Consider the following 19,626-nt stretch of genomic DNA (forward strand, 5'->3'; position numbering starts at 1 on the left):
TTCAGATGCCCTCCGGCTTGCGGAGATGGAAATCGGTGGCCTGCTGGAACCGGTGGGCCGCGTTCAGCAGCCGCGATTCGGAGAAGTAGTTGCCGATCAGCTGCAGGCCCACCGGCATGCCCGCGGCGCCGAAGCCCGCCGGCACGCTCATGCCGGGCAGGCCGGCCAGCGAGGCGGGCAGGGTGAAGATGTCGGCCAGGTAGTCGGCGAGCGGGTCGCTGCCGTGCTCGCCGATTTTCCAGGCGACGGTGGGGGCGACAGGGCCGGCGATCAGGTCGCAACTCTTGAAGGCGTTCTGGAAATCGTCGGCGATCATGCGGCGGATCTTCTGGGCCTGCAGGTAGTAGGCGTCGTAGTAGCCGTGGGACAGCACGTAGGTGCCGATCATGATCCGGCGCTTGACCTCGTCGCCGAAGCCTTCGGCGCGGGTCTTCTTGTACATGTCGAGCAGGTCGGTGTACTGGGCGGCCCGGTGGCCGAACTTCACGCCGTCGAAGCGGCTCAGGTTCGACGACGCCTCGGCCGGCGCGATGATGTAGTAGACGGGAATCGACAGCTCGGTGCGCGGCAGGCTGATCGGCACCAGCGTCGCGCCCAGCTGTACGTATTGCGCCAGCGCGGCATCGACCGCGGCCCGTACGTCGGCCGACAGGCCCTCGCCGAAGAACTCCTTCGGGATGCCGATGCGCAGGCCCTGCAGGCCGTCGTTCAACGTGCGGGTGAAGTCCTCGGCCGGCAGGTCGAGCGAGGTGGAATCGCGGTCGGGGTCGGGGCCGCAGATCGCCGACAGCAGCAGCGCGCAGTCTTCGGCCGTGCGGGCCATCGGGCCGGCCTGGTCGAGGCTGGAGGCGAAGGCCACCATGCCGTAGCGCGAGGCCCGGCCGTAGGTCGGCTTGATGCCGGTGATGCCGCAGAAGGCGGCGGGCTGGCGGATCGATCCGCCGGTGTCGGTGCCGGTGGCGGCCGGCGCCAGGCGCGCGGCCACGGCGGCAGCGCTGCCGCCCGAGGAGCCGCCGGGCACGCGCGCGGTGTCCCACGGGTTGCGCACCGGCACCACGGCATCGCCGCCGGCCGCGGGCACGGCGACGTTCCCGTTGGCCGAGCCCATCGCGAACTCGTCGCAGCTGAGTTTTCCGAGCGTGACGACGCCCTGGCCGGCGAGGTTGGCCACCACCGTGCTATCGAAAGGAGAGCGGTAGCCGGCCAGCATGCGCGAGCCGGCGGTGGTCGGGAAATCGCGGGTGACGAAGATATCCTTGTGCGCCAGCGGCACGCCTTCGAGTCGCCCGGCGGTGCCGGCGGCGATGCGGGCGTCGGCCGCGCGGGCCTGGGCCAGCGTGGCGTCGGGGTCGAGTGCCACGAAGGCGCCCAGGTCGGCATGGGCGGCGGCCCGGTCGAGGAAGTGCTGCGCGGCCTCGACGGCCGAGACGTCCTTGGCCGCGAGGCGGGCGGCCAGCTGCGCGACGGTCAGGTCGTGCAGGGCAGTGGATGGGGTGGTGGGGGTGCTGCTCATGCCGGGCTCATTCGATCACGCGGGGGACGAGGTACAGGCCGCTCTCGACGGCCGGCGCGCTCTTCTGGCTGTCGTCGCGCGACGGGTAGCGGCCGACCGCGTCGTCGCGCAGCCGCAGGGTCACGTCCTGGACCGCGGCGACGGGGTGGGCCATCGGCTCGATGCCGGCGGTGTCGACCGCGCGCATCTGCTCGACCACGTCGAAGAAGCCGTTGAGTTGCGCCAGCAGGCGGTCGCCTTCTTCGGGGCGCAGTTCGAGCCGTGCCAGGTTGGCAATGCGACCGATGTCCTGGGGTGTGAGTGCCATAGGGAAATGGGGGCGTCGCGGACGCCTGAAAACCGGAGGTAAAGGGTGGGGGCCGGCGCCGCCGCAGCCGCGGTGGCGCATGGGGGATCGGGTATTATCCCGCCTTCGCCGAAACAGCCTGCCAGGCCTGTTCCGCCGGCGAAATCGCCGTCTACTGCGCGTATCCCCCCGTTTTTCACCCTGATTCGACACCAGAAATTGGCGACGGCTGGCCGACGCGCACGCCGTGCCAGAGAGGACTTTGATGTTTGGTTCCTTCCGTCGGTATTTTTCCACCGACCTCGCCATTGATCTCGGCACCGCGAATACGCTGATATTCGCCCGCGACAAGGGCATCGTGCTCGACGAGCCCTCGGTCGTCGCCATCCGCCACGAGGGCGGACCGCACGGCAAGAAGGTGATCCAGGCCGTGGGCCGCGAGGCCAAGGCGATGCTCGGCAAGGTGCCCGGCAACATCGAGGCGATCCGCCCGATGAAGGACGGCGTGATCGCCGACTTCGTGATCACCGAGCAGATGATCAAGCAGTTCATCAAGATGGTCCACCCGCGCACGCTGTTCACCCCCAGCCCGCGCATCATCATCTGCGTGCCCTGCGGCTCGACCCAGGTCGAGCGCCGCGCGATCAAGGACGCGGCCGAGGCCGCCGGCGCCACCGCCGTCTACCTGATCGAGGAACCCATGGCCGCCGGCATCGGCGCCGGCCTGCCGGTGTCGGAAGCCTCCGGCTCGATGGTGGTCGACATCGGCGGCGGCACGACCGAGGTGGGCGTGATCTCGCTCGGCGGCATGGTCTACAAGGGCTCGGTCCGCGTCGGCGGCGACAAGTTCGACGAGGCCATCATCAACTACATCCGCCGCAACTACGGCATGCTGATCGGCGAGCCGACGGCCGAGGCGATCAAGAAGAAGATCGGCTCCGCCTTTCCCGGCTCCGAAGTCCGCGAGATGGAGGTCAAGGGCCGCAACCTCAGCGAAGGCGTGCCGCGCAGCTTCACCATCAGCAGCAACGAGGTGCTCGAAGCCCTGACCGACCCGCTCAACAACATCGTCTCGGCCGTGAAGAACGCGCTGGAGCAGACGCCGCCCGAACTGGGCGCCGACATCGCCGACCGCGGGATGATGCTGACCGGCGGCGGCGCCCTGCTGCGCGACCTGGACCGCCTGCTGGCCGAGGAAACCGGCCTGCCGGTGCTGGTGGCCGAGGAGCCGCTGACCTGCGTGGTGCGCGGCTGCGGCATGGCGCTGGAGCGGATGGACCGGCTGGGCAGCATCTTCACGTCTGAGTAGGCCCCCTCGGCTTTTCACTGCGCTGCGCTCCGTGTAATTCGCCATCCCCCCGGGGGGGAGGGCTCCGCCGGCGCCAGGGAGACCCTGGCGCGGCTGGGGCGGACACCGCGAGGTGCCGTGGTGGCTTTGCCGGGCGGATGCTTCGCGGACGACGTGGGTGGGGCGGTCGCGCCGCTTGGCGCGTCTTCTTGGCGAAAAGTGGCCGCAGCCGGCGTCATTGGCCGGCATCCAGCTACGGTTTTCATAGCATTTCGGGGTGATCTTCGGGTTTTGCGGCGGTAGCGGCGCGCTTGCTCTCTATGATGGCGCGCTGCGCGCCGGCTCCGTCCCCTGGCCGCATCCGCCCGATACCCCTTCGTCCGCCGTCCTGCCGCGTTTTTTCCGACCATGCCCCTGGGAACCCTGGACCGCACTGCGCCGCCTTTCTTCAAGCAGGGTCCCTCGGCTTTGTCGACGCTGGTGTTCTTCGCCGCGCTGTCGCTGTTCCTGATGGTGGCCGATGCGCGGCTGGGCATCACGCCGCCGCTGCGGACGGCGATCTCCACCGTCCTGTATCCGCTGGAGCGCATCGCGCTGCAGCCGGTGGCCTGGGTGCGCGGCGGGCTCGGCTACCTGCAGACGGTGCAGTCGGCCCAGCAGATGGAAGACGCGGCGCGCCAGCAGATGCTGCAGCAGTCGCAGCGCGCCAACCAGGTCGAGGAGCTGCTGCTCGAGAACGGCCGGCTGCGCGACCTGCTGGCGCTGCGGCCGCGGCTCACGTCGCCCGAGCAGGCGGCCGAGGTGCTGTACGACGCGCCCGACCCGTACACCCGCCGGGTGATCATCGACCGCGGCATGCTGCAGGACGTGGCCGTCGGTTCGCCGGTGATCGACGAGGCCGGCGTTCTGGGCCAGGTGACGCGGGTGCATCCTTTCCTGGCCGAGGTGACGCTGCTGGTCGAACGCGACTATGCGATCCCGGTGCTCAACACCCGCACCGGGGTGCGCGGCGTGGCCTACGGCAATCCGGCCTCCGACCTGGGCGGCGGCCTGGAGCTGCGCTTCATGCCGAGCGCCGCCGACGTGCAGGAGGGCGACGTCCTCACCACCAGCGGGGTCGACGGTGTCTACCCGGCCGGTTTGCCGGTCGCCAAGGTCGACAAGGTCGAGCGGCGTGCCGACTCGGCCTTCGCCCGGATCCACTGCATCCCGATGGCGCGGATGCAGGGCGCCCGCCATGTGATGGTGCTGCAGCCGTTGAGCGCGCAGCTGCCGCCCCGGCCGGCGGCGGCGCCGGCCAATCCGCCGGGCAGCGGCTCGGTGGCGGGCGTGCCGCGCGGCAAGCCCGCGGCGGGCGCCAAGCCGGCCGCCGGTGCGGCGCCGGCCGGCACCGCCGCGCCCGCTGCCGCTGCTGCGGCCTCCGGTACCGGCGCGGCCCGGTCGGCGGGCACTGCGCCCGCCACCACCGCCCCCAAGCCGGCGGCGGCTGCCCCGGCGCAGGCCCCTGCCGCGCGCCGGCCGGCGGGCAATGCGGCAGCGCCCGCCGCGGCCGGTACAGCGGCCAATCCGGCGACACCAGCGACACCGGCCACGCCCGCCCGCGTGCCGGCCACCGCGCCGCGCACCGCACCGGCCGCACCGGCCGCCGCCGGGCAGCCATGAGCCTCGCCGTGCACGCCCTCCCTTCCTTCGCTGCTGCCGCACCGCGGCCGCACCCGCATGCCGCCCCGTCGGCCGGAGCTTTCGCATGATCATGGGCAAGGGCCAGCAGCAGCTGCTGCTGCCGGTCAATCCGGCCTTCCTGTGGGGCAGCCTGGCGGCCGCGCTGCTGCTGGACCTGCTGCCGATCGGCCGCGCGGTCTGGGCGCCCGATCCGCTGCTGCTGCTGCTGGTGTTCTGGTCGGTGCACCAGCCGGCGCGGGTCGGCATGGGCGTGGCCTTCGTGCTGGGCCTGTGCATCGACGTGCACCAGGCGGCGCTGCTCGGGCAGCATGCGCTGGGCTACACCGTGCTGGTGTTCCTGGGCGGCTACCTGCAGCGGCGGCTGCTGTGGCTGAGCGTGGCGGCGCAGACGGTGCAGCTGCTGCCGGTATTCTTCGCGGCGCAGGCGATCGAGGTGCTGGTGCGCACCGCCGCGGGCGGCGTGTTCCCGGGCTTCGGCTTCGTGCTGGCGCCGGTGTTCGAGGCGCTGCTCTGGCCATTGGCCAGTGTGGTCTTGCTCGCGCCCCAGCGCCGCGCCCCCGACCCTGACGAGAATCGGCCACTCTGATGACCGAACTTCGTAATACAGAGGCCGACCTCAACCGCTTCCGCCGGCGGGTGATCGTGATCGCGCTGGTGGTGCTGGGGGCGTTCGGGCTGGTGCTGTCGCGGCTGGTGTATCTGCAGGTCACCCGCCACGAGGACCTGGCGGCGCAGGCCGAGAGCAACCGCACGGCGGTGGTGCCGATCGTGCCGAACCGCGGGCTGATCCTCGACCGCAACGGGCTGGTGCTGGCGACCAACTATTCGGCCTACACGCTGGAGATCACGCCCTCGAAAGTGGGCGCGCTCGACGACACCATCGACGCGCTGGCCGAGATCGTCGAGATCACGCCGCGCGACCGGCGCCGTTTCAAGAAGCTGGTGGAGGAGTCGCGCAACTTCGAGTCGCTGCCGGTGCGTACCCGGCTCAGCGACGAGGAGGTGGCGCGCTTCGCGGTGCAGCGCTACCGGTTCCCGGGCGTGGAGATCAAGGCGCGGCTGTTCCGCAACTACCCGTTCGGCGACCTGGGCGGCCACGTGGTCGGCTACATCGGCCGGATCAGCCCGCGCGAGAAGGAGCGGCTCGACGACTCGGACGACGCGCCCAACTACCGCGGCACCGAGGTGATCGGCAAGCTGGGCGTCGAGCAGAGCTACGAACGCGAACTGCACGGCACCACCGGCGTCGAGCAGATGGAGACCTCGGCCGGCGGCCGCGCGGTGCGGCGGCTCTCCAGCCGGCCGGCCAGCCCGGGCCATTCGGTGGTGCTGACGATCGACATCAAGCTGCAGAAGATGGTGGAGGACCTGTTCGGCGAGCGCCGCGGCGCGCTGGTGGCGCTGGACCCGAAGACCGGCGAGGTGCTGGCCTTCGTCAGCAAGCCGACCTTCGACCCGAACCTGTTCGTCGACGGCATCGACCAGGAGAGCTGGGCCGCGCTCAACGAGTCGCTCGACAAGCCGCTGCTCAACCGCGCGCTGCGCGGCACCTACCCGCCGGGCTCCACCTACAAGCCGTTCATGGCGCTGGGCGCGCTGCAGACCGGCAAGCGCGGGCCGGGCGTGGTGGTCAACGACCCGGGCTTCTACATGTTCGCCGGCCACCGCTTCGGCAGCCCCGAGGGCAACCTGGGCGGCGTCGACATGCAGCGGGCGATCCAGCTGTCGTCGAACGTGTACTTCTATTCGCTGGCCAACGAGATGGGCGTGGACATGATCCACGACTTCATGAAGCCGCTCGGCTTCGGCCAGACCACCGGCATCGACATCAACGGCGAGGTGCGCGGCGTGCTGCCCAGCACCGAATGGAAGCGTACCACCTACAAGCGGCCCGAGCAGCGCAAGTGGTACGCCGGCGAGACGATCTCGCTCGGCATCGGCCAGGGCTACAACGCGTTCACCATGCTGCAGCTGGCGCAGGCCACCGCGATCGTGGCCGACGGCGGCATCAAGCACCGGCCGCACCTGGTGCGCGCCACCCGCGACGCCGTCAGCAGCACGCTCACGCCGGTGGAGCAGCCGCCGGCCATCGACCTGCAGATGAAGCCGTCGAACATCGCGGTGATCCGCAACGGGCTGGTCAGCGTGGTCACCAGCGGCACGGCGCGCGCGGTGTTCGCCGGCGCGCCGTACCAGGCGGCCGGCAAGACCGGCACCGCCCAGGCGGTGACGATCGCGCAGAACACCAAGTACAACGCCCGCGCGCTGGAAGAGCACCAGCGCGACCACGCCCTGTTCATGGCCTTCGCGCCGGCCGACAACCCGAAGGTGGCGCTGGCGGTGATCGTCGAGAACGCGGGCTGGGGCGCCGGCGCCGCCGCCCCGATCGCGCGCCGGGTCTTCGACTACGTGCTGGCCGGCCAGTACCCGAGCGAGGAAGACATGGCCGCCACCCGCATCGGCAAGGCCGGCGCCCCGATCGGCAAACCGCGCCGGGTGGAGGACGTGGAACTGGCCGCGCCCTGAGGCACGGGCCCTGGCGGTCGACGCCGGAAAACAGGCCTTTGCTATCGAATAGATAGCTGGTGGTCGGCGCCGGACGCCGGCCGCAGGCCCGAAACACCTCGCATCCCGCTGCTCGCTCTCCCGGCGCGGCAGGCGATCCCGCCATCGCCAGGACAAAAAAAAGCGCCGGACCACACGGTCACGGCGCTGTGAGAAGTGCCACGCATCTCATGGAGGATGCTTCGGGCGATTGTTCTGGTTCTGTTCGGTCTGGCGTTTGTCTCCTCGGCCCCCGCCCCAACAGGTCCCGGGGGCCCGTTTGCGAGTGGCCTCAATGTAGTGCCTTGCACCAGCCGGGCGCATAGGGCTTACCCGAGCTTGGTGCACTCCGATGGCGCCCGCGCCTCATGCCGGTGCCACCAGCGACTTGTAGACGCCGCAGCCCAGGTACAGCCCGCCGCACTGCTGGACGAAGGACATCTTGGTCTGCACCCGGCCGGTCGCCGGGTTCGCGATGTCGTACTCGACCCAGCCCGGGCCCCGTTCGGCCTGGGCGACGATCGCGGCGATCAGGCCGGCACCGTCGATCCCGGGAATGTCCTGCACCCGGGAGCCGACCTTGGCCGGGTTGCCGCCGAAGGCCCGGTAGGTGCCGCCCGCATCGAGGGCGAAGACGTACATGTCCCGGTCGTGGAAACGCTGCGCCGGGTCGGTCAGCAGCCCGGGCAGCCGGGCGGCCGGGGTGGTGCGGGCCACGGCCACCGCGCGGCCCACCAGGGCCATCGCCTCGTCGGCCGTGCCCTGCTGCAGCCGGAACGAAGTGACCGCGCGGGAGAGGGTCGAGGCGCGGTGCTCCAGGGTCTCGGCCTGGTGGACTGCCTGGCCGACCATCTGCGCATTGCGCTGGGTGATCTGGTCGAGCTGCTGGACGGCGGCGCTGATCTCGGCCAGGCCGGTGCTCTGCTCGTCGCTGGAGGCCGAGATCTCGCTCACGTTGCCCGCCAGCCGGTGCACGCCGGCGGCCATGTCGCCGATGCCGGTGCCGGCGGTGCGGATCAGCCGGGCGCTGGCCTCCACCTGCCGCACCGAATCGGCGATCAGGTCGCGGATCTCGCGCGCCGCCGCGCCGGAGCGGCCGGCCAGGGAGCGCACCTCCGACGCCACCACCGCGAAGCCGCGGCCCTGCTCCCCGGCCCGCGCCGCCTCCACCGCCGCATTCAGCGCCAGGATGTTGGTCTGGAAGGCGATGCCGTCGATCACCGCGGTGATCTCGGCCATGCGCCGCGCGCTTTCCTGGATCGCCTCGACCGACTGCACCGCCTGGGCCATCGACTGCGCCCCGGCGTCGGCCACGCCGCGCACCTGGGTGGCCTGGCGGTCGCCGGCCTGGGCGGTCTGCGCGTTCTGCATGACGGTGGAGGCCAGCTCCTCGACGCTCGCCGCGGTCTGCTCCAGGTTGGCCGCCTGCTGTTCGGTGCGCTCGGCCAGCGCCCGGTTGTCGGCGGCCAGGCTGTGGCCGGCATGCGCCACCAGCGCCGCGTTGCTGCGGATGTCGGCCACCATCGACGACAGCAGCCGCACCATGCCTTCGAGCAGGCCGCCCAGGCGGCCGATCTCGTCGCGGCCGGCGATGCGGGGCCCGGCCAGCAGGTCGCCCTGGGCGGCACGCGCCATCGCGGCGGTCAGCAGCGCCAGGTCGTGGGCCATGCCGCGGTGCAGCGCCAGGCCCAGGTAGACGATCGCCGCCGCGCCGATGCCGGCGGCCCATCCGCGCGCCGCGGGCACCAGCGCGGTCGTCAGCAGGGCGCACAGGCCGGCGCCCACCAGCAGCGCGATCTTGGCAGGCAGGCCCAGGCGGCGCATCAGCCGCGTGCCCGGTTGCAGGAGCGAGAAACGGGCCATCGGCGTGTCTCCGGAGGGTGGGTGGCGGTACGGTCGATGCTAGACCTTCGCGGCAGCGGGCCACAGGGTGTAAACCCAGCAATGCGCGCGCAGGCGGTGCGCGATCGGCGACCCGGGCGAAATAGCGCCCTTGGCTGACAACCGGCCAGCGGTCGGCCCACTAGCATCGTGCGTCCCGCCCCGCCGACCCGGCTCCAGGGCCGCGCATCCCTATTTCCACCGCCGTTGTCCTCTTCCTCCGCCACAGCCGCCGACCCTTCGCCATCGCCTTCCCAGGACGACCGGCCGCGCATCGGCCGCCCGGAAGGCGACGGCGGTGGTGCGGCACCCCATGCGGCCTTCGTGCTGCAGGGCCGCTGGACGGCCGCCCAGCTGGGCGACCGGGCCACCTGGCGCGGCGTCTCGGCGGATCTGCAGCGGTCGCCGGGGGACGGCGGCGCCTGGGACCTGCGCCAGGTCGAGATGCTCGACCATGTGGGCGCCCAGTTGCTCTGGACGCACTGGCAGCACCGCTGGCCCGCCACCGTCTCGGTGACCGATGCGCAGCGCACGATCCTCGAGCGGGTGGAGCGCTTCACCGTCGAGGTGCCGGCCCGGCCGCGGGGCTCGGTGGCGATGGCCGGCATCGACGCGATGGGCCGCAAGGTGCTGGGCGGCGTCGGCCACCTGCGCTACCTGACGCGGCTGGTGGGGCAACTGCTGATCGACGCGGTCAAGCTGGTGCGGTCGCCGCGGCAGGGGCCGTGGCGCGACGTGTCGGGCCACCTGTTCCAGATGGGCGCCGCGGCCATGCCGATCACCGCGCTGGTGGGCTTCCTCATCGGGGTGGTGCTGGCCTACCTGATGAGCCTGCAGCTGCGGCAGTTCGGTGCCGAATCCTTCATCGTCAACATCCTGGGCATTTCGCTGGTGCGCGAGCTGGGGCCGCTGCTGGCGGCGATCCTGGTGGCGGGCCGCTCGGGTTCGGCCATTACCGCGCAGATCGGGGTGATGCGGGTCACCGAAGAGCTCGACGCGATGCGGGTCATGGGCATCCAGCACGGCTTCCGGCTGGTGCTGCCGCGGGCGATCGCGCTGGCCGTCGCGATGCCGCTGATCGCGGTGTGGACCACGCTCGCCTCGCTCGCCGGCGGCATGCTGGCGGCCGACATCTCGCTGGGCATCACGCCCGCCTATTTCCTCAACGCGCTGCCGGCGGCGGTGGCGCCGGGCAACCTGGTGGTGGCGGTGTTCAAGTCGGTCGTCTTCGGCATCATGATCGCGCTGGTGGGCTGCCACTTCGGCCTGCGGGTCAAGCCCAACACCGAGAGCCTGGGGCAGGGCACCACCGCGTCTGTGGTGACGTCGATCACCGTGGTGATCCTGGTCGATGCGCTGTTCGCCATCGTGTTCCGCAACGTGGGTCTGTGATGGCGCAAGACACGCTCACCCCCTCCACCGCCGCGCCGGACGCCTCCGCCGCCGAGGCGCCGGTCGTCGACATCCGCGGACTCTGGACCGCCTTCGGCACGCCGCCCCGGCAGGTGGTGGTGCACCAGGACCTGGCCCTGCGCATCGCGCGCGGCGAGATCCTGAGCCTGGTCGGCGGATCGGGCACCGGCAAGACGGTGCTGCTGCGCCAGATGCTGGGGCTCGAGGTACCCACCCGCGGCGAGGTCGAGGTGCTGGGCGAGCCGGCCTCGCAGATGGGCCGGCGCGGCGCGTCGAGCCGGGTGGGCATGCTGTTCCAGCACGGCGCGCTGTTCTCGGCCTTCAGCGTGCTCGACAACATCGCCTTCGCGCTGCGCGAACTGAAGACGCTGCCCACCGCGCTGGCGCGCGACGTGGCGATGGTCAAGCTGCAGATGGTCGGCCTCAAGGCGCAGGACGGGGCGAAGATGCCGGCCGATCTCTCGGGCGGCATGGTCAAGCGGGTGGCACTGGCGCGGGCACTGGCGATGGACCCGCCGCTGCTGCTGCTCGACGAACCCACCGCCGGCCTCGACCCGAGCGCCTCGGACGACTTCTGCGAGCTGCTGCGCTCGCTGCACCAGGAGCTGGGCCTGACGGTGGTGATGGTGACCCACGACCTCGACACGCTCTTCGCCCTCAGCACGCGGGTGGCGGTGCTGGCCGACAAGCGGGTCATCACCAGCGGGCCGCCGGCCGAGGTGGCGACCTTCGACCATCCGTTCACCCGCACCTATTTCCAGGGCGAGCGCGGCCGCCGCGCGGTGGTGGAGCTGCCGCCGGCACCGCCTTCCGCGCCGGCCGACAACAGGACACACTGACATGGAAAACAAATCGCACGCCTTCGCGGCCGGCATCTTCGTGCTGGGGCTCACCGCCCTGCTGGTGGTGCTGGCCATCTGGCTGACCCGCGACACCGGCAGCTACCGCAGCTACGAACTCTCCACCAAGGACACGGTCACCGGCCTGCAGCTGCAGGCACCGGTGCGCTTCAAGGGCGTGCCGGTCGGCAAGGTGACGCAGATCGGCTTCGACCGGCAGAACCCCGGCAACGTGCTGGTGCGCATCGCGGTGCAGGAAGACGCGCCCACCACGCCCGGCACCTTCGCCACGCTGGCCTACCAGGGCATCACCGGCCTGGCCTTCATCCAGTTGGACGAGGACGCCGACGACCCGCCGCCCCCGCCGCCGCCCGGCGACAACGGCATTCCGCGGATGCCGATCAAGCCGTCGCAGCTCGGCAAGCTGACCGAGAGCGCGCCCGCGATCCTGGCCCAGGTGGAGGAGGCCGGCCGGCGCCTCAACACCCTGCTGGGCGACGACAACCAGAAGCGCTTCTCGGCCGCCCTCGACGGCATGGCCGCCGCCACCGCCAGCGTCTCGCAGCTGACCGCCCGCATCGACACCACCATGACCCAGCGGGTCGACCCGGCCCTGGCCGGCGTGCCGAAGGCGGTGAGCGACGCCAGCGCCGCCCTCGTCTCGCTCAAGGGCGCGGCCGGCGAGATCGGCACGGCCGCCGGCGCGATCACCACGACCGCCCAGCGCCTGAACGCGGCCGACGGCCCGCTCGACCGGCTGGCCCAGGGCACCGGCGCCCTCAGTCATGCGGTCGACCAGTTCGGCTCGACCACGCTGCCGCGGCTCAACCGGGTCACCGACGACGCCTCGCGCACCGTGCGCCAGCTGGGCCGCACCGTCACCAACATCAACGACAACCCGCAGTCGCTGCTCTTCGGCAACGGGCCCGCCCGCCCGGGGCCGGGCGAGCAGGGCTTCGTCGCACCCGGAGAAGCACGATGAGCCGCCACACGGAATTTGCTACGAAAACAATAGCTGGTGGTCGGCGCCGTACGCCGGCTGGAGGCACTTTCTGTGCTGCATTGGTGGCCGTGGCACTGCTGGCCGGATGCTCGGCCCTGCCCGACCGGCCCACCCGGCCGCTGGTCTACGACTTCGGCCCCGGCGAGGTCCAGCCCCGCGCCCAGACCCGCATCGCGCCGCAGCCGCCGCTGGCGCTGGCCGACGTCGATTCGGCCGGCGTGGTCGATACCGCGGCGGTGATGTTCCGCTTCACCTATGCCGACGCGCAGCAGCTGCGGCCCTATGCGATGGCCCGCTGGTCGCTGGCGCCGTCGCAGCTGGTGCGCCAGCGGCTGCGCGAGCGCCTGGGCCGCGACCGAGCGGTGCTCAACGCCGACGACAGCGCCGCGCTGCAGCGCACCGACGGCAAGCTGCCCCACATCCTGCGGGTGCAGCTGGAGGAGTTCAGCCAGATCTTCAGCGCGCCCACCCAGAGCGCCGGCGTGGTCCGGCTGCGGGTGACACTGGTCGACAACCGGGCCGAGGGCGAGCGGCTGCTGGCCCAGCGGGTGGTGCTGGTGAGCCGCCCGGCGCCCACGGCCGACGCGCCCGGCGGCGTGCAGGCCCTGGCCGCCGCCACCGACGCCGCGGCCGACGAGATCGCCGCCTGGCTGCCGCAGGTGCAGGCCACCCCCTGAGCACCGGCCGGGCACGGCTGGCCGGCCGCAAGACCGCACGGCGTGCGCAGGAACAGCCCGCGGCCGGGCGGCGGGCGCGGCGGCTCGGCAGAATCGGCCCGCAGCGCCCGTGCGCCGTCCCAGGGCCGGCGCATGCCCGCCCCACGTCCTCCGAGGAGCAGACCGCTTGACCGCCACCACCACCGTCGATTACTTTTTCTCGCCCCAGAGCCCGTGGACCTACCTGGGCCACGACCGCTTCGTCGCCCTGGCCGCGCAGGCCGGCGCCACGGTGCGGCTGCTGCCGGTCGACCTGGGCCACGTGTTCCCGGTCTCGGGCGGCGTGCCGCTCGGCAAGCGGGCGCCGCAGCGCCAGGCCTACCGGCTGGTCGAGCTGCAGCGCTTCGCCCGGCACCTGGGTTTGCCGCTGGTGCCGCAGCCCACCTTCTTCCCGGTGTCGGGCGACGACGCGGCCAAGCTGCTGATCGCGGTCGACCACCACGACGGCACCGCCGCCGCGCTGCGGCTGGCCGGCGCGGTCTTCGCCGCGGTGTGGGCCCGGCAGCGCAACATCGCCGATCCCAAGGTGCTGGCCGCCCTGCTGGACGAGTGCGGCCTGCCGGCCGCGCGCCACGAGCAGTCGCACAGCCAGGCGGTGCACGAGCGCTACGAGGCCAACACCGAGGAGGCGATCGCCGCCGGCATCTTCGGCGCGCCGAGCTACGTGGTCGGCGGCGAGATTTTCTGGGGCCAGGACCGGCTCGATTTCCTGCAGCGCAAGCTGCAATCCACATCCCTCCAAGGAGCATGACACCCATGGGTTCTTCCACCGTTCAACTCACCGCCGCCGACGGCGTCCAGATACCCGCCTACGTGGCCGAGCCCGCCGGCACGCCCAAGGGCGCCATCGTGGTGCTGCAGGAGATCTTCGGCGTCAATTCGCACATCCGCGCGGTGGCCGACGGCTACGCCGCCCAGGGCTACCTGGCCGTGGCGCCGGCCACCTTCCACCGGGTGCGCCAGGGCGTCGAGCTGGGCTACACCGAGGCCGACATGAAGGCCGGCATGGAACTGAAGGCCGCGGTCGAAGCCCTGCCCACGCCCGGCGTGCTGCAGGACATCCAGGCCGCGGTGCTCTACGCGGCCAAGGCGGGCAAGGTCGGCATCGTCGGCTACTGCTGGGGCGGGCTGCTGGTGTGGCGCGCGGCCGAGCTGGTGCAGGGCCTGTCGGCCGCGGTGATGTACTACGGCGGCGGCGCGACCGGCCCGGAGGAGATCGCCCGCACGCCGCGCACCCCGGTGCTGGCGCATTTCGGCGAGAAGGACCACTACATCTCGCTGCCGAGCGTCGAGGCCTTCAAGGCGGCGCATCCGGACGTCGAGGTGCACGTGTACCCCGCCGACCACGGCTTCAACTGCGACCAGCGCGGCTCCTACGACGCGCCGGCGGCCCGGCAGGCGCTGGAGCGCTCGCTGGCGTTCTTCGCCCAGCACGTCGGCTGACGGCCGGGCCGACACGTCCCATGCCGGCCAGGGCCGGATGCAGGCGGTCCTGCCGCGCCAGGTCGGCCGCGTGCCCCCGGTTCGACGGCCGGCGAGGCCTCAGGGCCGCGGCGTGCGCTCCAGCCGGTGGCGCGGCTCCGGCTGGGCGATGGCGTCGATCACCGTCGACGCCCGGCGCGCCGAGGCCTGGATCCGCAGCACCAGCCGGTCGGCCTCGTGCTGGTGGGACTCGCCGCCACCGGCATGGCCGGCGGGTACGCCGATCAGCTGCTTGATTTCGCGGCCCGCCTCGGCGCTGCGCAGCGCCAGGCTGTGGGCCTCGCCGGCCAGGCGTGAGAGGCCGCCGCCCACGTCGTTCTGCCGCACCACCTGCATCGCCGCGTGGCGGGCCAGTTGCTCGGTCTGCAGCACGATGCCGTCCATCAATCCTGCCGCGTCCAGCACCCGCCGGGTTGAGAGAGGCGCCGACAGCACGTGGGCCGCCTGCACCACGGTGGTTCCGGGTGTGCCCGCGGCCACGAAGCCCGGCGGGGTGCCGGCCGCCACCGACAGCGCCGGCACCGCGGCAGGGGCCGGCACCAGCCGCTGCAGCGCCCGGAACTCCTGCTGCCGGGCGCGGGCCGCGTGCACCCGGTCGGTGATGTCGGCCGCATAGGCCACCACCCGGCGCACCCGGCCACCGGCATCGGCCACCGGGCTGTACTGGGCCTGGAACCAGGCGCGGCTGCCGTCGGCGGCGGTGAAGTGCAGGCAGCCGACGCTGGCCTCACCGCGCAGCAGCGCCCACCACAGCGTGTCGGGATCGGCACCCGCGGTGTCCTGCGGGTCGAGCAGGGTCCGGTAGTGCCGGCCGTTCAACTGCGCCGGGCCCAGGCCCAGGCGCTGCTGCAGCGTCGCGTTGGTTTCCACCACCCGGCCGTCGGCGTCGAACGCCAGGATCGCCTGGTGCCGGTAGAGGGCCTCCAGCTGCCGGTAGGCGCCCAGCAGCCGGCGCAGTGCCGACAGGCGCGAGAGGGTCGAGAGAAGGCGGGCTGGTATCACGGCGGGGCTTTCGGGGGCGCGGGGCAGGTCCCGCTGCCCTGTCTACGCACCTGCGCAAAGCCCGGATGCAATTCCGCGTTATTTTTTACCCGGGCGCCGTTCCCCAGGTCTCTTCCAGGTGGGCCAACAGGGCCCGCATCGCCGCACTGTTGTGCCGTCGCTGCGAATAGGCGGCATAGAGCCAGACGTCCTGCTGCGAATGCTGTTCCAGCACCTGCTCCAGCGTGCCCGCCTCCAGCTGCGGCTGCAGGATGAGCCGCGGCAGGCAGACCACGCCCAGGCCCTGCAGCGCGACCGAGATCAGCGGCGCCGCGTCGGTCGCCTCCAGCCGGCTGCGCAGCGCGACGGTGTGCGGCTGGCCGTTCACCTGGAAGCGCCAGTAGGGCTGCGCGCTCTGCAGCGAGTAGGTGAGCGCGTCGTGGCGGGCCAGGTCGTCGGGATGCGTCGGCCGGCCGTGCCGGTCCCAGTAGGCCGGCGTGGCGCAGACACAGAACTCCACCCGCCGCAGCCGGCGCACGATCAGGTTGCTGTCGTCGATCGTGCCGACCCGCAGGGCCACGTCGATCCCCAGCTCGACCAGGTCGACCATCCGGTTGCTCAGGTGCAGGCTGAGCGTCACCGCCGGATAGCGCTGCATGAAGCTGCTCAGCACGTGCGGCAGCGAGGTGGCGCCCAGCCCGTGCGGCGCCGACAGCCGCAGCCGACCGCCGGGCTGTTCGGCCCGCTCGCTCAGCTCGTTCTGGGTGATGGTCATCATCTCGATCAGCGGCGCGCTGCGCTCCAGCAGCAGGGCGCCGGCGTCGGTCAGGCTGACGGTGCGGGTCGAGCGGTTGAGCAGCCGCACCTTCAGCCGCGATTCCAGCTCGGCCACGTACTTGCTGACGCTGGCCTTGGACAGCGCCAGCGGCACCGCGGCTTTCGAGAAGCTGCCGCGCAACGCCACCTCGCGGAACGCCCGGATCAGGTCGAGAGAGTCCATTGTTTCAATCTGTGAAACCCTGCAAGCAGGCGTAGAAGCCCGGGGCGCTGTAGGATTCGGCTTACGAGAAGGGGTTACGCGTGGGATTTAACCTGGAATCAAATACATAAAACTGTCATTGATTCGAGTTGCGAAACAGTGTGATTCTATCCGTGGGCATTTAACGGTGAAACTTCGGCCTAAGCTCATGTTCATACCCAGTGCAATAGATGCAAACCCGAAGTCCCCAGCGGACAGAGGGCGCTCCCAGTGCCCCGGGTTGTTTTGAAACTCACAAGAAGGAAATCATCATGAACGCATCCCGACTCCTCGCTATCGCCGCTTTCGCCGCTACCGCTTCCCTCGGCGCCCATGCCGCCCCGATGGGCGAAGGCGACACCCAGTCGCCCTACGCAGCCCAAGCGCCCGTGGCCCTGGTCGCACCGGCCGGCTACACCATCAACCGCGTCGCGACCAGCGCCGCCCGTCCTGTCGCGACCGCCGGCGAAGGCGACCAGCGCTCGCCGTACGCCGTGCGCATCGAGTCGACCGCCGACCGCGCCACGGTCAACGCACAGGCCCGCGAAGCCGTCCGCCTGGGCCAGGTCGCCCACGGCGAAGCCGGCTACATGTAAGACCGCGGCAGGCCGGTGGACCCGCCGCCTGCGCACGGACTGCACGCGAAAAAGCCGACACCTCCGGGTGTCGGCTTTTTTGCGTTCCGCGGCACCTGCGCCACGGACCGATGGTCACCGGCTCGGCCGCGCCAGGTACTTCTTGCGCCAGAACCAGCCGATCAGCCCGACGGCGATCACGCCCATCGTGCCCATCGCCCACCAGAAACCGTCCTGCTTGTGGGTCAGCGGGATCACCTCGAAATTCATTCCGAAGATGCCGGCGATCAGGTTCAGCGGCAGGAAGATGGCGGTGAGCGTGGTCAGCACCCGCATGATGTCGTTGGTGCGGTTGCCCTGCAGGCTGAAATGCATCTGCACCGTGGTCTCGGCGGTCTGCTCCATCCGCCGCACGTGGTGCACCACCCGCTCGATGTGCTCCAGCACGTCGCGGCTGCGCACCTGCAGCAGGTCGCGCTCGCGGTGGGCGGCGGCGGTGGCGGGCTCGGGCCAGGCCTCCAGCGCGTCGATCCAGTCCTGCACCGCGGCGCGCTGGTCCTCGCAGATCTCGTCGAGCTGGTGCAGTGCCAGCCGGGCGTCGAGCAGGGCGCTCCAGTCGATGAAGCGGCTGTGCGGCTGCAACAGCTGGTTCTGCCAGAGGTCGAGGCCCCGGGTCAGGTCGCGGCGCAGTTCCAGGTAGCCGTCGACCACCAGGTTCACGATGCGCAGCATCAGGTCGGCGGGGCTTGCCGGCTGGCGCGCGCCGGTGGCCCGCGTCTCGCTGCCGTGGCCGGCCAGGAGGCGCAGGGCGTAGGCGTCGCGCACCGCGCAGTCCTCGGGATGCACCGTCAGCAGGACCTGGTCGAAGACGGCGAAGCCGATCGGCCGGGTATCGACCCGGCGCAGGGCGGCCGGCGGCGCGGCGGCGGCGCCCGCATCGGTGCCGGGAGCGGCGGCCGCGGACGCCGGCGTGGCGCCCGGGCCGTCCGCCTGCGCCGCCGCCCCGTGCTGGGTGGCCAGCCGGCGGAACACCAGCAGGTCGTACTGCGAGGTGTAGTCGTAGTGCGAGGGCAGCTGGGCGTTCAGCAGGTCGGACACGTGCAGCTCGACCAGCTGCACCCCGGCGGCGGCCAGCAGCGCCGCCTGGATCCGTGCCTGCGCCTCCTTGAATTCGGACCGGCTGCAGGCGATCCAGTAGAAGCCCTGCGGCGGGGGCGCGGCGGGCAGGCGGTCGGTTTCGGCGACGCGGCTGCCGTGGAGCTCGAAGATGCGCATGGAAAGACCGGCGGGCCCGGCCTGGATGGTGATGAACGAATCATAGCCACGGCCGGCCCGGGACGCCGGCTGCCTGCTATTTATTCTGTAGCAGCTTGGCGGCGTGCACCGCGTGGTAGGTCAGGATGCCGTCGGCGCCGGCCCGCTTGAAGGCGAGCAGGCTTTCGAGCATCGCCGCGTCGTGGTCGAGCCAGCCGTTGGCGGCGGCGGCCTTGAGCATCGCGTACTCGCCGCTGACCTGGTAGGCAAAGGTCGGCACCCGGAACTCGTCCTTCACCCGCCGCACGATATCGAGGTAGGGCATGCCGGGCTTGACCATCACCATGTCGGCGCCCTCGGCCAGGTCGAGCGCTACTTCGCGCAGCGCCTCGTCGCTGTTGCCCGGGTCCATCTGGTAGGTCTTCTTGTCGCTCTTGCCGAGGTTGCCCGACGAGCCCACCGCGTCGCGGAACGGCCCGTAGAAGGCGCTGGCGTACTTGGCGCTGTACGCCATGATCTGGGTGTGGATGTGGCCGGTCTCCTCCAGCGCGGTGCGGATCGCGCCGATGCGACCGTCCATCATGTCGCTGGGCGCGACGATGTCGACGCCCGCCTCGGCCTGGGTCAGAGCCTGGTTCACCAGCATCTCGATGGTGACGTCGTTGAGCACGTAGCCCGCTTCGTCGATCAGGCCGTCCTGGCCGTGGCTGGTGTAGGGGTCGAGCGCCACGTCGGTCAGCACGCCCAGGTCGGGGAAGCGCGATTTGAGGGCGCGCACCACCCGCGGCACCAGGCCGTCGGGGTTGGCGGCCTCGCGGCCGTCGGGCGTCTTCAGGGCCGCGTCGATCACCGGGAACAGCGCGATCGCCGGAATGCCGAGGGCCACGCACTCCTCGGCCAGCGGCAGCAGCAGGTCGAGGCTGAGGCGCTCCACGCCGGGCATCGAGCCGACGGCCTGGCGCTGTCCCTGCCCGTCGAGCACGAAGACCGGGTAGATCAGGTCGTGCGCGGTGAGCCGGTTCTCCCGCACCAGGTTGCGGCTGAAAGCGTTGCGGCGCAGGCGGCGGGGGCGGGCGAGGGGGTAGGGCGTGGGGCTGGAGTGGTGCATGGGTGCGATCTTGCCCCGAAACGCGGGCCGGGGGCGAGGGGC

General features: G+C 71.6%; 17 protein-coding genes and 1 pseudogene. 11 read left to right on the forward strand and 7 right to left on the reverse strand.

The annotated features are described in order from the left end of the window. Position 1 precedes the first annotated feature (1 nt). The gene (gene gatA, locus ASE76_RS08290) at positions 2-1,513 is read right to left on the reverse strand and encodes an Asp-tRNA(Asn)/Glu-tRNA(Gln) amidotransferase subunit GatA (RefSeq protein WP_055837587.1); all 1,512 of its coding nucleotides are present in this window, start codon (positions 1,511-1,513) and stop codon (positions 2-4) included. A 7-nt stretch (positions 1,514-1,520) separates the two neighbouring features. Beyond that, positions 1,521-1,820 (reverse strand): Asp-tRNA(Asn)/Glu-tRNA(Gln) amidotransferase subunit GatC, encoded by a 300-nt coding sequence (gatC, locus tag ASE76_RS08295; protein ID WP_055837590.1) that lies wholly within the window; start codon positions 1,818-1,820, stop codon positions 1,521-1,523. A gap of 244 nt (positions 1,821-2,064) precedes the next feature. On the opposite strand from gatC, the gene ASE76_RS08300 reads away from it, so the two are divergent. From ASE76_RS08300 to mrdA, 4 genes and pseudogenes are all read left to right on the forward strand, one after another. Further along, positions 2,065-3,108, forward strand: a complete 1,044-nt coding sequence (locus tag ASE76_RS08300) for a rod shape-determining protein (RefSeq protein ID WP_055837593.1) — start codon at positions 2,065-2,067, stop codon at positions 3,106-3,108. 387 nt (positions 3,109-3,495) lie between these two features. Further along, positions 3,496-4,404: pseudogene (gene mreC, locus ASE76_RS08305) on the forward strand (rod shape-determining protein MreC); the annotation flags it as partial. Positions 4,405-4,834: 430 nt separating this feature from the next. Then, entirely contained in the window at positions 4,835-5,356 is a 522-nt protein-coding gene (gene mreD, locus ASE76_RS08310) for a rod shape-determining protein MreD (protein WP_055837596.1), read from the forward strand. Continuing rightward, the gene (mrdA, locus tag ASE76_RS08315; protein WP_055837601.1) at positions 5,356-7,296 is read left to right on the forward strand and encodes a penicillin-binding protein 2; all 1,941 of its coding nucleotides are present in this window, start codon (positions 5,356-5,358) and stop codon (positions 7,294-7,296) included. The genes mreD and mrdA overlap by 1 nt, the downstream gene beginning before the upstream one ends. A gap of 384 nt (positions 7,297-7,680) precedes the next feature. Here the strand turns inward: mrdA and ASE76_RS08320 are convergent, their stop codons facing one another. Next, positions 7,681-9,177 carry a methyl-accepting chemotaxis protein gene (locus ASE76_RS08320; protein WP_055837603.1) on the reverse strand — a complete coding sequence of 499 codons (1,497 nt, stop codon included), beginning with the start codon at positions 9,175-9,177 and terminating at the stop codon, positions 7,681-7,683. A gap of 291 nt (positions 9,178-9,468) precedes the next feature. Between ASE76_RS08320 and ASE76_RS08325 the strand changes: the two genes are divergently transcribed. The 6 genes from ASE76_RS08325 to ASE76_RS08350 all read left to right on the forward strand — a co-directional run bounded on the left by ASE76_RS08325 (position 9,469) and on the right by ASE76_RS08350 (position 14,609). Further along, a complete protein-coding gene (locus tag ASE76_RS08325) occupies positions 9,469-10,587 on the forward strand; it encodes an MlaE family lipid ABC transporter permease subunit (protein WP_055837668.1) in 1,119 nt (372 codons plus the stop codon). Further along, positions 10,587-11,447 (forward strand): ABC transporter ATP-binding protein, encoded by an 861-nt coding sequence (locus ASE76_RS08330; protein ID WP_055837605.1) that lies wholly within the window; start codon positions 10,587-10,589, stop codon positions 11,445-11,447. Before ASE76_RS08325 ends, ASE76_RS08330 begins: the two co-directional genes overlap by 1 nt. A gap of 1 nt (position 11,448) precedes the next feature. Beyond that, positions 11,449-12,429: an MlaD family protein gene (locus ASE76_RS08335; RefSeq protein ID WP_055837607.1), complete on the forward strand. Its 981-nt coding sequence runs from the start codon at positions 11,449-11,451 to the stop codon at positions 12,427-12,429. Beyond that, complete coding sequence (locus ASE76_RS08340) at positions 12,426-13,127, forward strand: ABC-type transport auxiliary lipoprotein family protein (protein ID WP_082448205.1); 702 nt, start codon at positions 12,426-12,428, stop codon at positions 13,125-13,127. Before ASE76_RS08335 ends, ASE76_RS08340 begins: the two co-directional genes overlap by 4 nt. A 166-nt stretch (positions 13,128-13,293) precedes the next feature. Beyond that, the gene (locus ASE76_RS08345) at positions 13,294-13,917 is read left to right on the forward strand and encodes a 2-hydroxychromene-2-carboxylate isomerase (protein WP_055837609.1); all 624 of its coding nucleotides are present in this window, start codon (positions 13,294-13,296) and stop codon (positions 13,915-13,917) included. Between the two features lie 5 nt (positions 13,918-13,922). Next, positions 13,923-14,609 (forward strand): dienelactone hydrolase family protein, encoded by a 687-nt coding sequence (locus tag ASE76_RS08350; protein ID WP_055837612.1) that lies wholly within the window; start codon positions 13,923-13,925, stop codon positions 14,607-14,609. Between the two features lie 99 nt (positions 14,610-14,708). Here ASE76_RS08350 and ASE76_RS08355 read toward each other — a convergent pair whose 3' ends face one another. Then, positions 14,709-15,650 carry a PAS domain-containing protein gene (locus tag ASE76_RS08355; RefSeq protein ID WP_055837615.1) on the reverse strand — a complete coding sequence of 314 codons (942 nt, stop codon included), beginning with the start codon at positions 15,648-15,650 and terminating at the stop codon, positions 14,709-14,711. Positions 15,651-15,735: 85 nt separating this feature from the next. Next, complete coding sequence (locus ASE76_RS08360) at positions 15,736-16,629, reverse strand: LysR family transcriptional regulator (protein ID WP_055837618.1); 894 nt, start codon at positions 16,627-16,629, stop codon at positions 15,736-15,738. 290 nt (positions 16,630-16,919) lie between these two features. Between ASE76_RS08360 and ASE76_RS08365 the strand changes: the two genes are divergently transcribed. Further along, positions 16,920-17,243: a hypothetical protein gene (locus ASE76_RS08365; protein WP_156362594.1), complete on the forward strand. Its 324-nt coding sequence runs from the start codon at positions 16,920-16,922 to the stop codon at positions 17,241-17,243. A gap of 114 nt (positions 17,244-17,357) precedes the next feature. Here the strand turns inward: ASE76_RS08365 and ASE76_RS08370 are convergent, their stop codons facing one another. Continuing rightward, on the reverse strand, positions 17,358-18,497 hold the full coding sequence (locus tag ASE76_RS08370) for a magnesium transporter CorA family protein (RefSeq protein WP_055837624.1): 1,140 nt from the start codon (positions 18,495-18,497) through the stop codon (positions 17,358-17,360). Positions 18,498-18,573: 76 nt separating this feature from the next. Next, the gene (gene hemB, locus ASE76_RS08375) at positions 18,574-19,584 is read right to left on the reverse strand and encodes a porphobilinogen synthase (protein WP_055837627.1); all 1,011 of its coding nucleotides are present in this window, start codon (positions 19,582-19,584) and stop codon (positions 18,574-18,576) included. Between the last annotated feature and the right edge of the window lie 42 nt (positions 19,585-19,626).

It is taken from the genome of Xylophilus sp. Leaf220, assembly GCF_001421705.1.
Classification (GTDB): Bacteria; Pseudomonadota; Gammaproteobacteria; order Burkholderiales; family Burkholderiaceae_C; genus Xylophilus.

Excerpts from the sequence above, each read along its gene's own strand:
- gatA (WP_055837587.1), bottom strand. The coding sequence starts at position 1,513 with ATGAGCAGCACCCCCACCACCCCATCCACTGCCCTGCACGACCTGACC.
- gatC (WP_055837590.1), bottom strand. The coding sequence starts at position 1,820 with ATGGCACTCACACCCCAGGACATCGGTCGCATTGCCAACCTGGCACGG.
- ASE76_RS08300 (WP_055837593.1), top strand. The coding sequence starts at position 2,065 with ATGTTTGGTTCCTTCCGTCGGTATTTTTCCACCGACCTCGCCATTGAT.
- mreD (WP_055837596.1), top strand. The coding sequence starts at position 4,835 with ATGATCATGGGCAAGGGCCAGCAGCAGCTGCTGCTGCCGGTCAATCCG.
- mrdA (WP_055837601.1), top strand. The coding sequence starts at position 5,356 with ATGACCGAACTTCGTAATACAGAGGCCGACCTCAACCGCTTCCGCCGG.
- ASE76_RS08320 (WP_055837603.1), bottom strand. The coding sequence starts at position 9,177 with ATGGCCCGTTTCTCGCTCCTGCAACCGGGCACGCGGCTGATGCGCCGC.
- ASE76_RS08330 (WP_055837605.1), top strand. The coding sequence starts at position 10,587 with ATGGCGCAAGACACGCTCACCCCCTCCACCGCCGCGCCGGACGCCTCC.
- ASE76_RS08335 (WP_055837607.1), top strand. The coding sequence starts at position 11,449 with ATGGAAAACAAATCGCACGCCTTCGCGGCCGGCATCTTCGTGCTGGGG.
- ASE76_RS08340 (WP_082448205.1), top strand. The coding sequence starts at position 12,426 with ATGAGCCGCCACACGGAATTTGCTACGAAAACAATAGCTGGTGGTCGG.
- ASE76_RS08350 (WP_055837612.1), top strand. The coding sequence starts at position 13,923 with ATGGGTTCTTCCACCGTTCAACTCACCGCCGCCGACGGCGTCCAGATA.
- ASE76_RS08360 (WP_055837618.1), bottom strand. The coding sequence starts at position 16,629 with ATGGACTCTCTCGACCTGATCCGGGCGTTCCGCGAGGTGGCGTTGCGC.
- ASE76_RS08365 (WP_156362594.1), top strand. The coding sequence starts at position 16,920 with ATGAACGCATCCCGACTCCTCGCTATCGCCGCTTTCGCCGCTACCGCT.
- ASE76_RS08370 (WP_055837624.1), bottom strand. The coding sequence starts at position 18,497 with ATGCGCATCTTCGAGCTCCACGGCAGCCGCGTCGCCGAAACCGACCGC.
- hemB (WP_055837627.1), bottom strand. The coding sequence starts at position 19,584 with ATGCACCACTCCAGCCCCACGCCCTACCCCCTCGCCCGCCCCCGCCGC.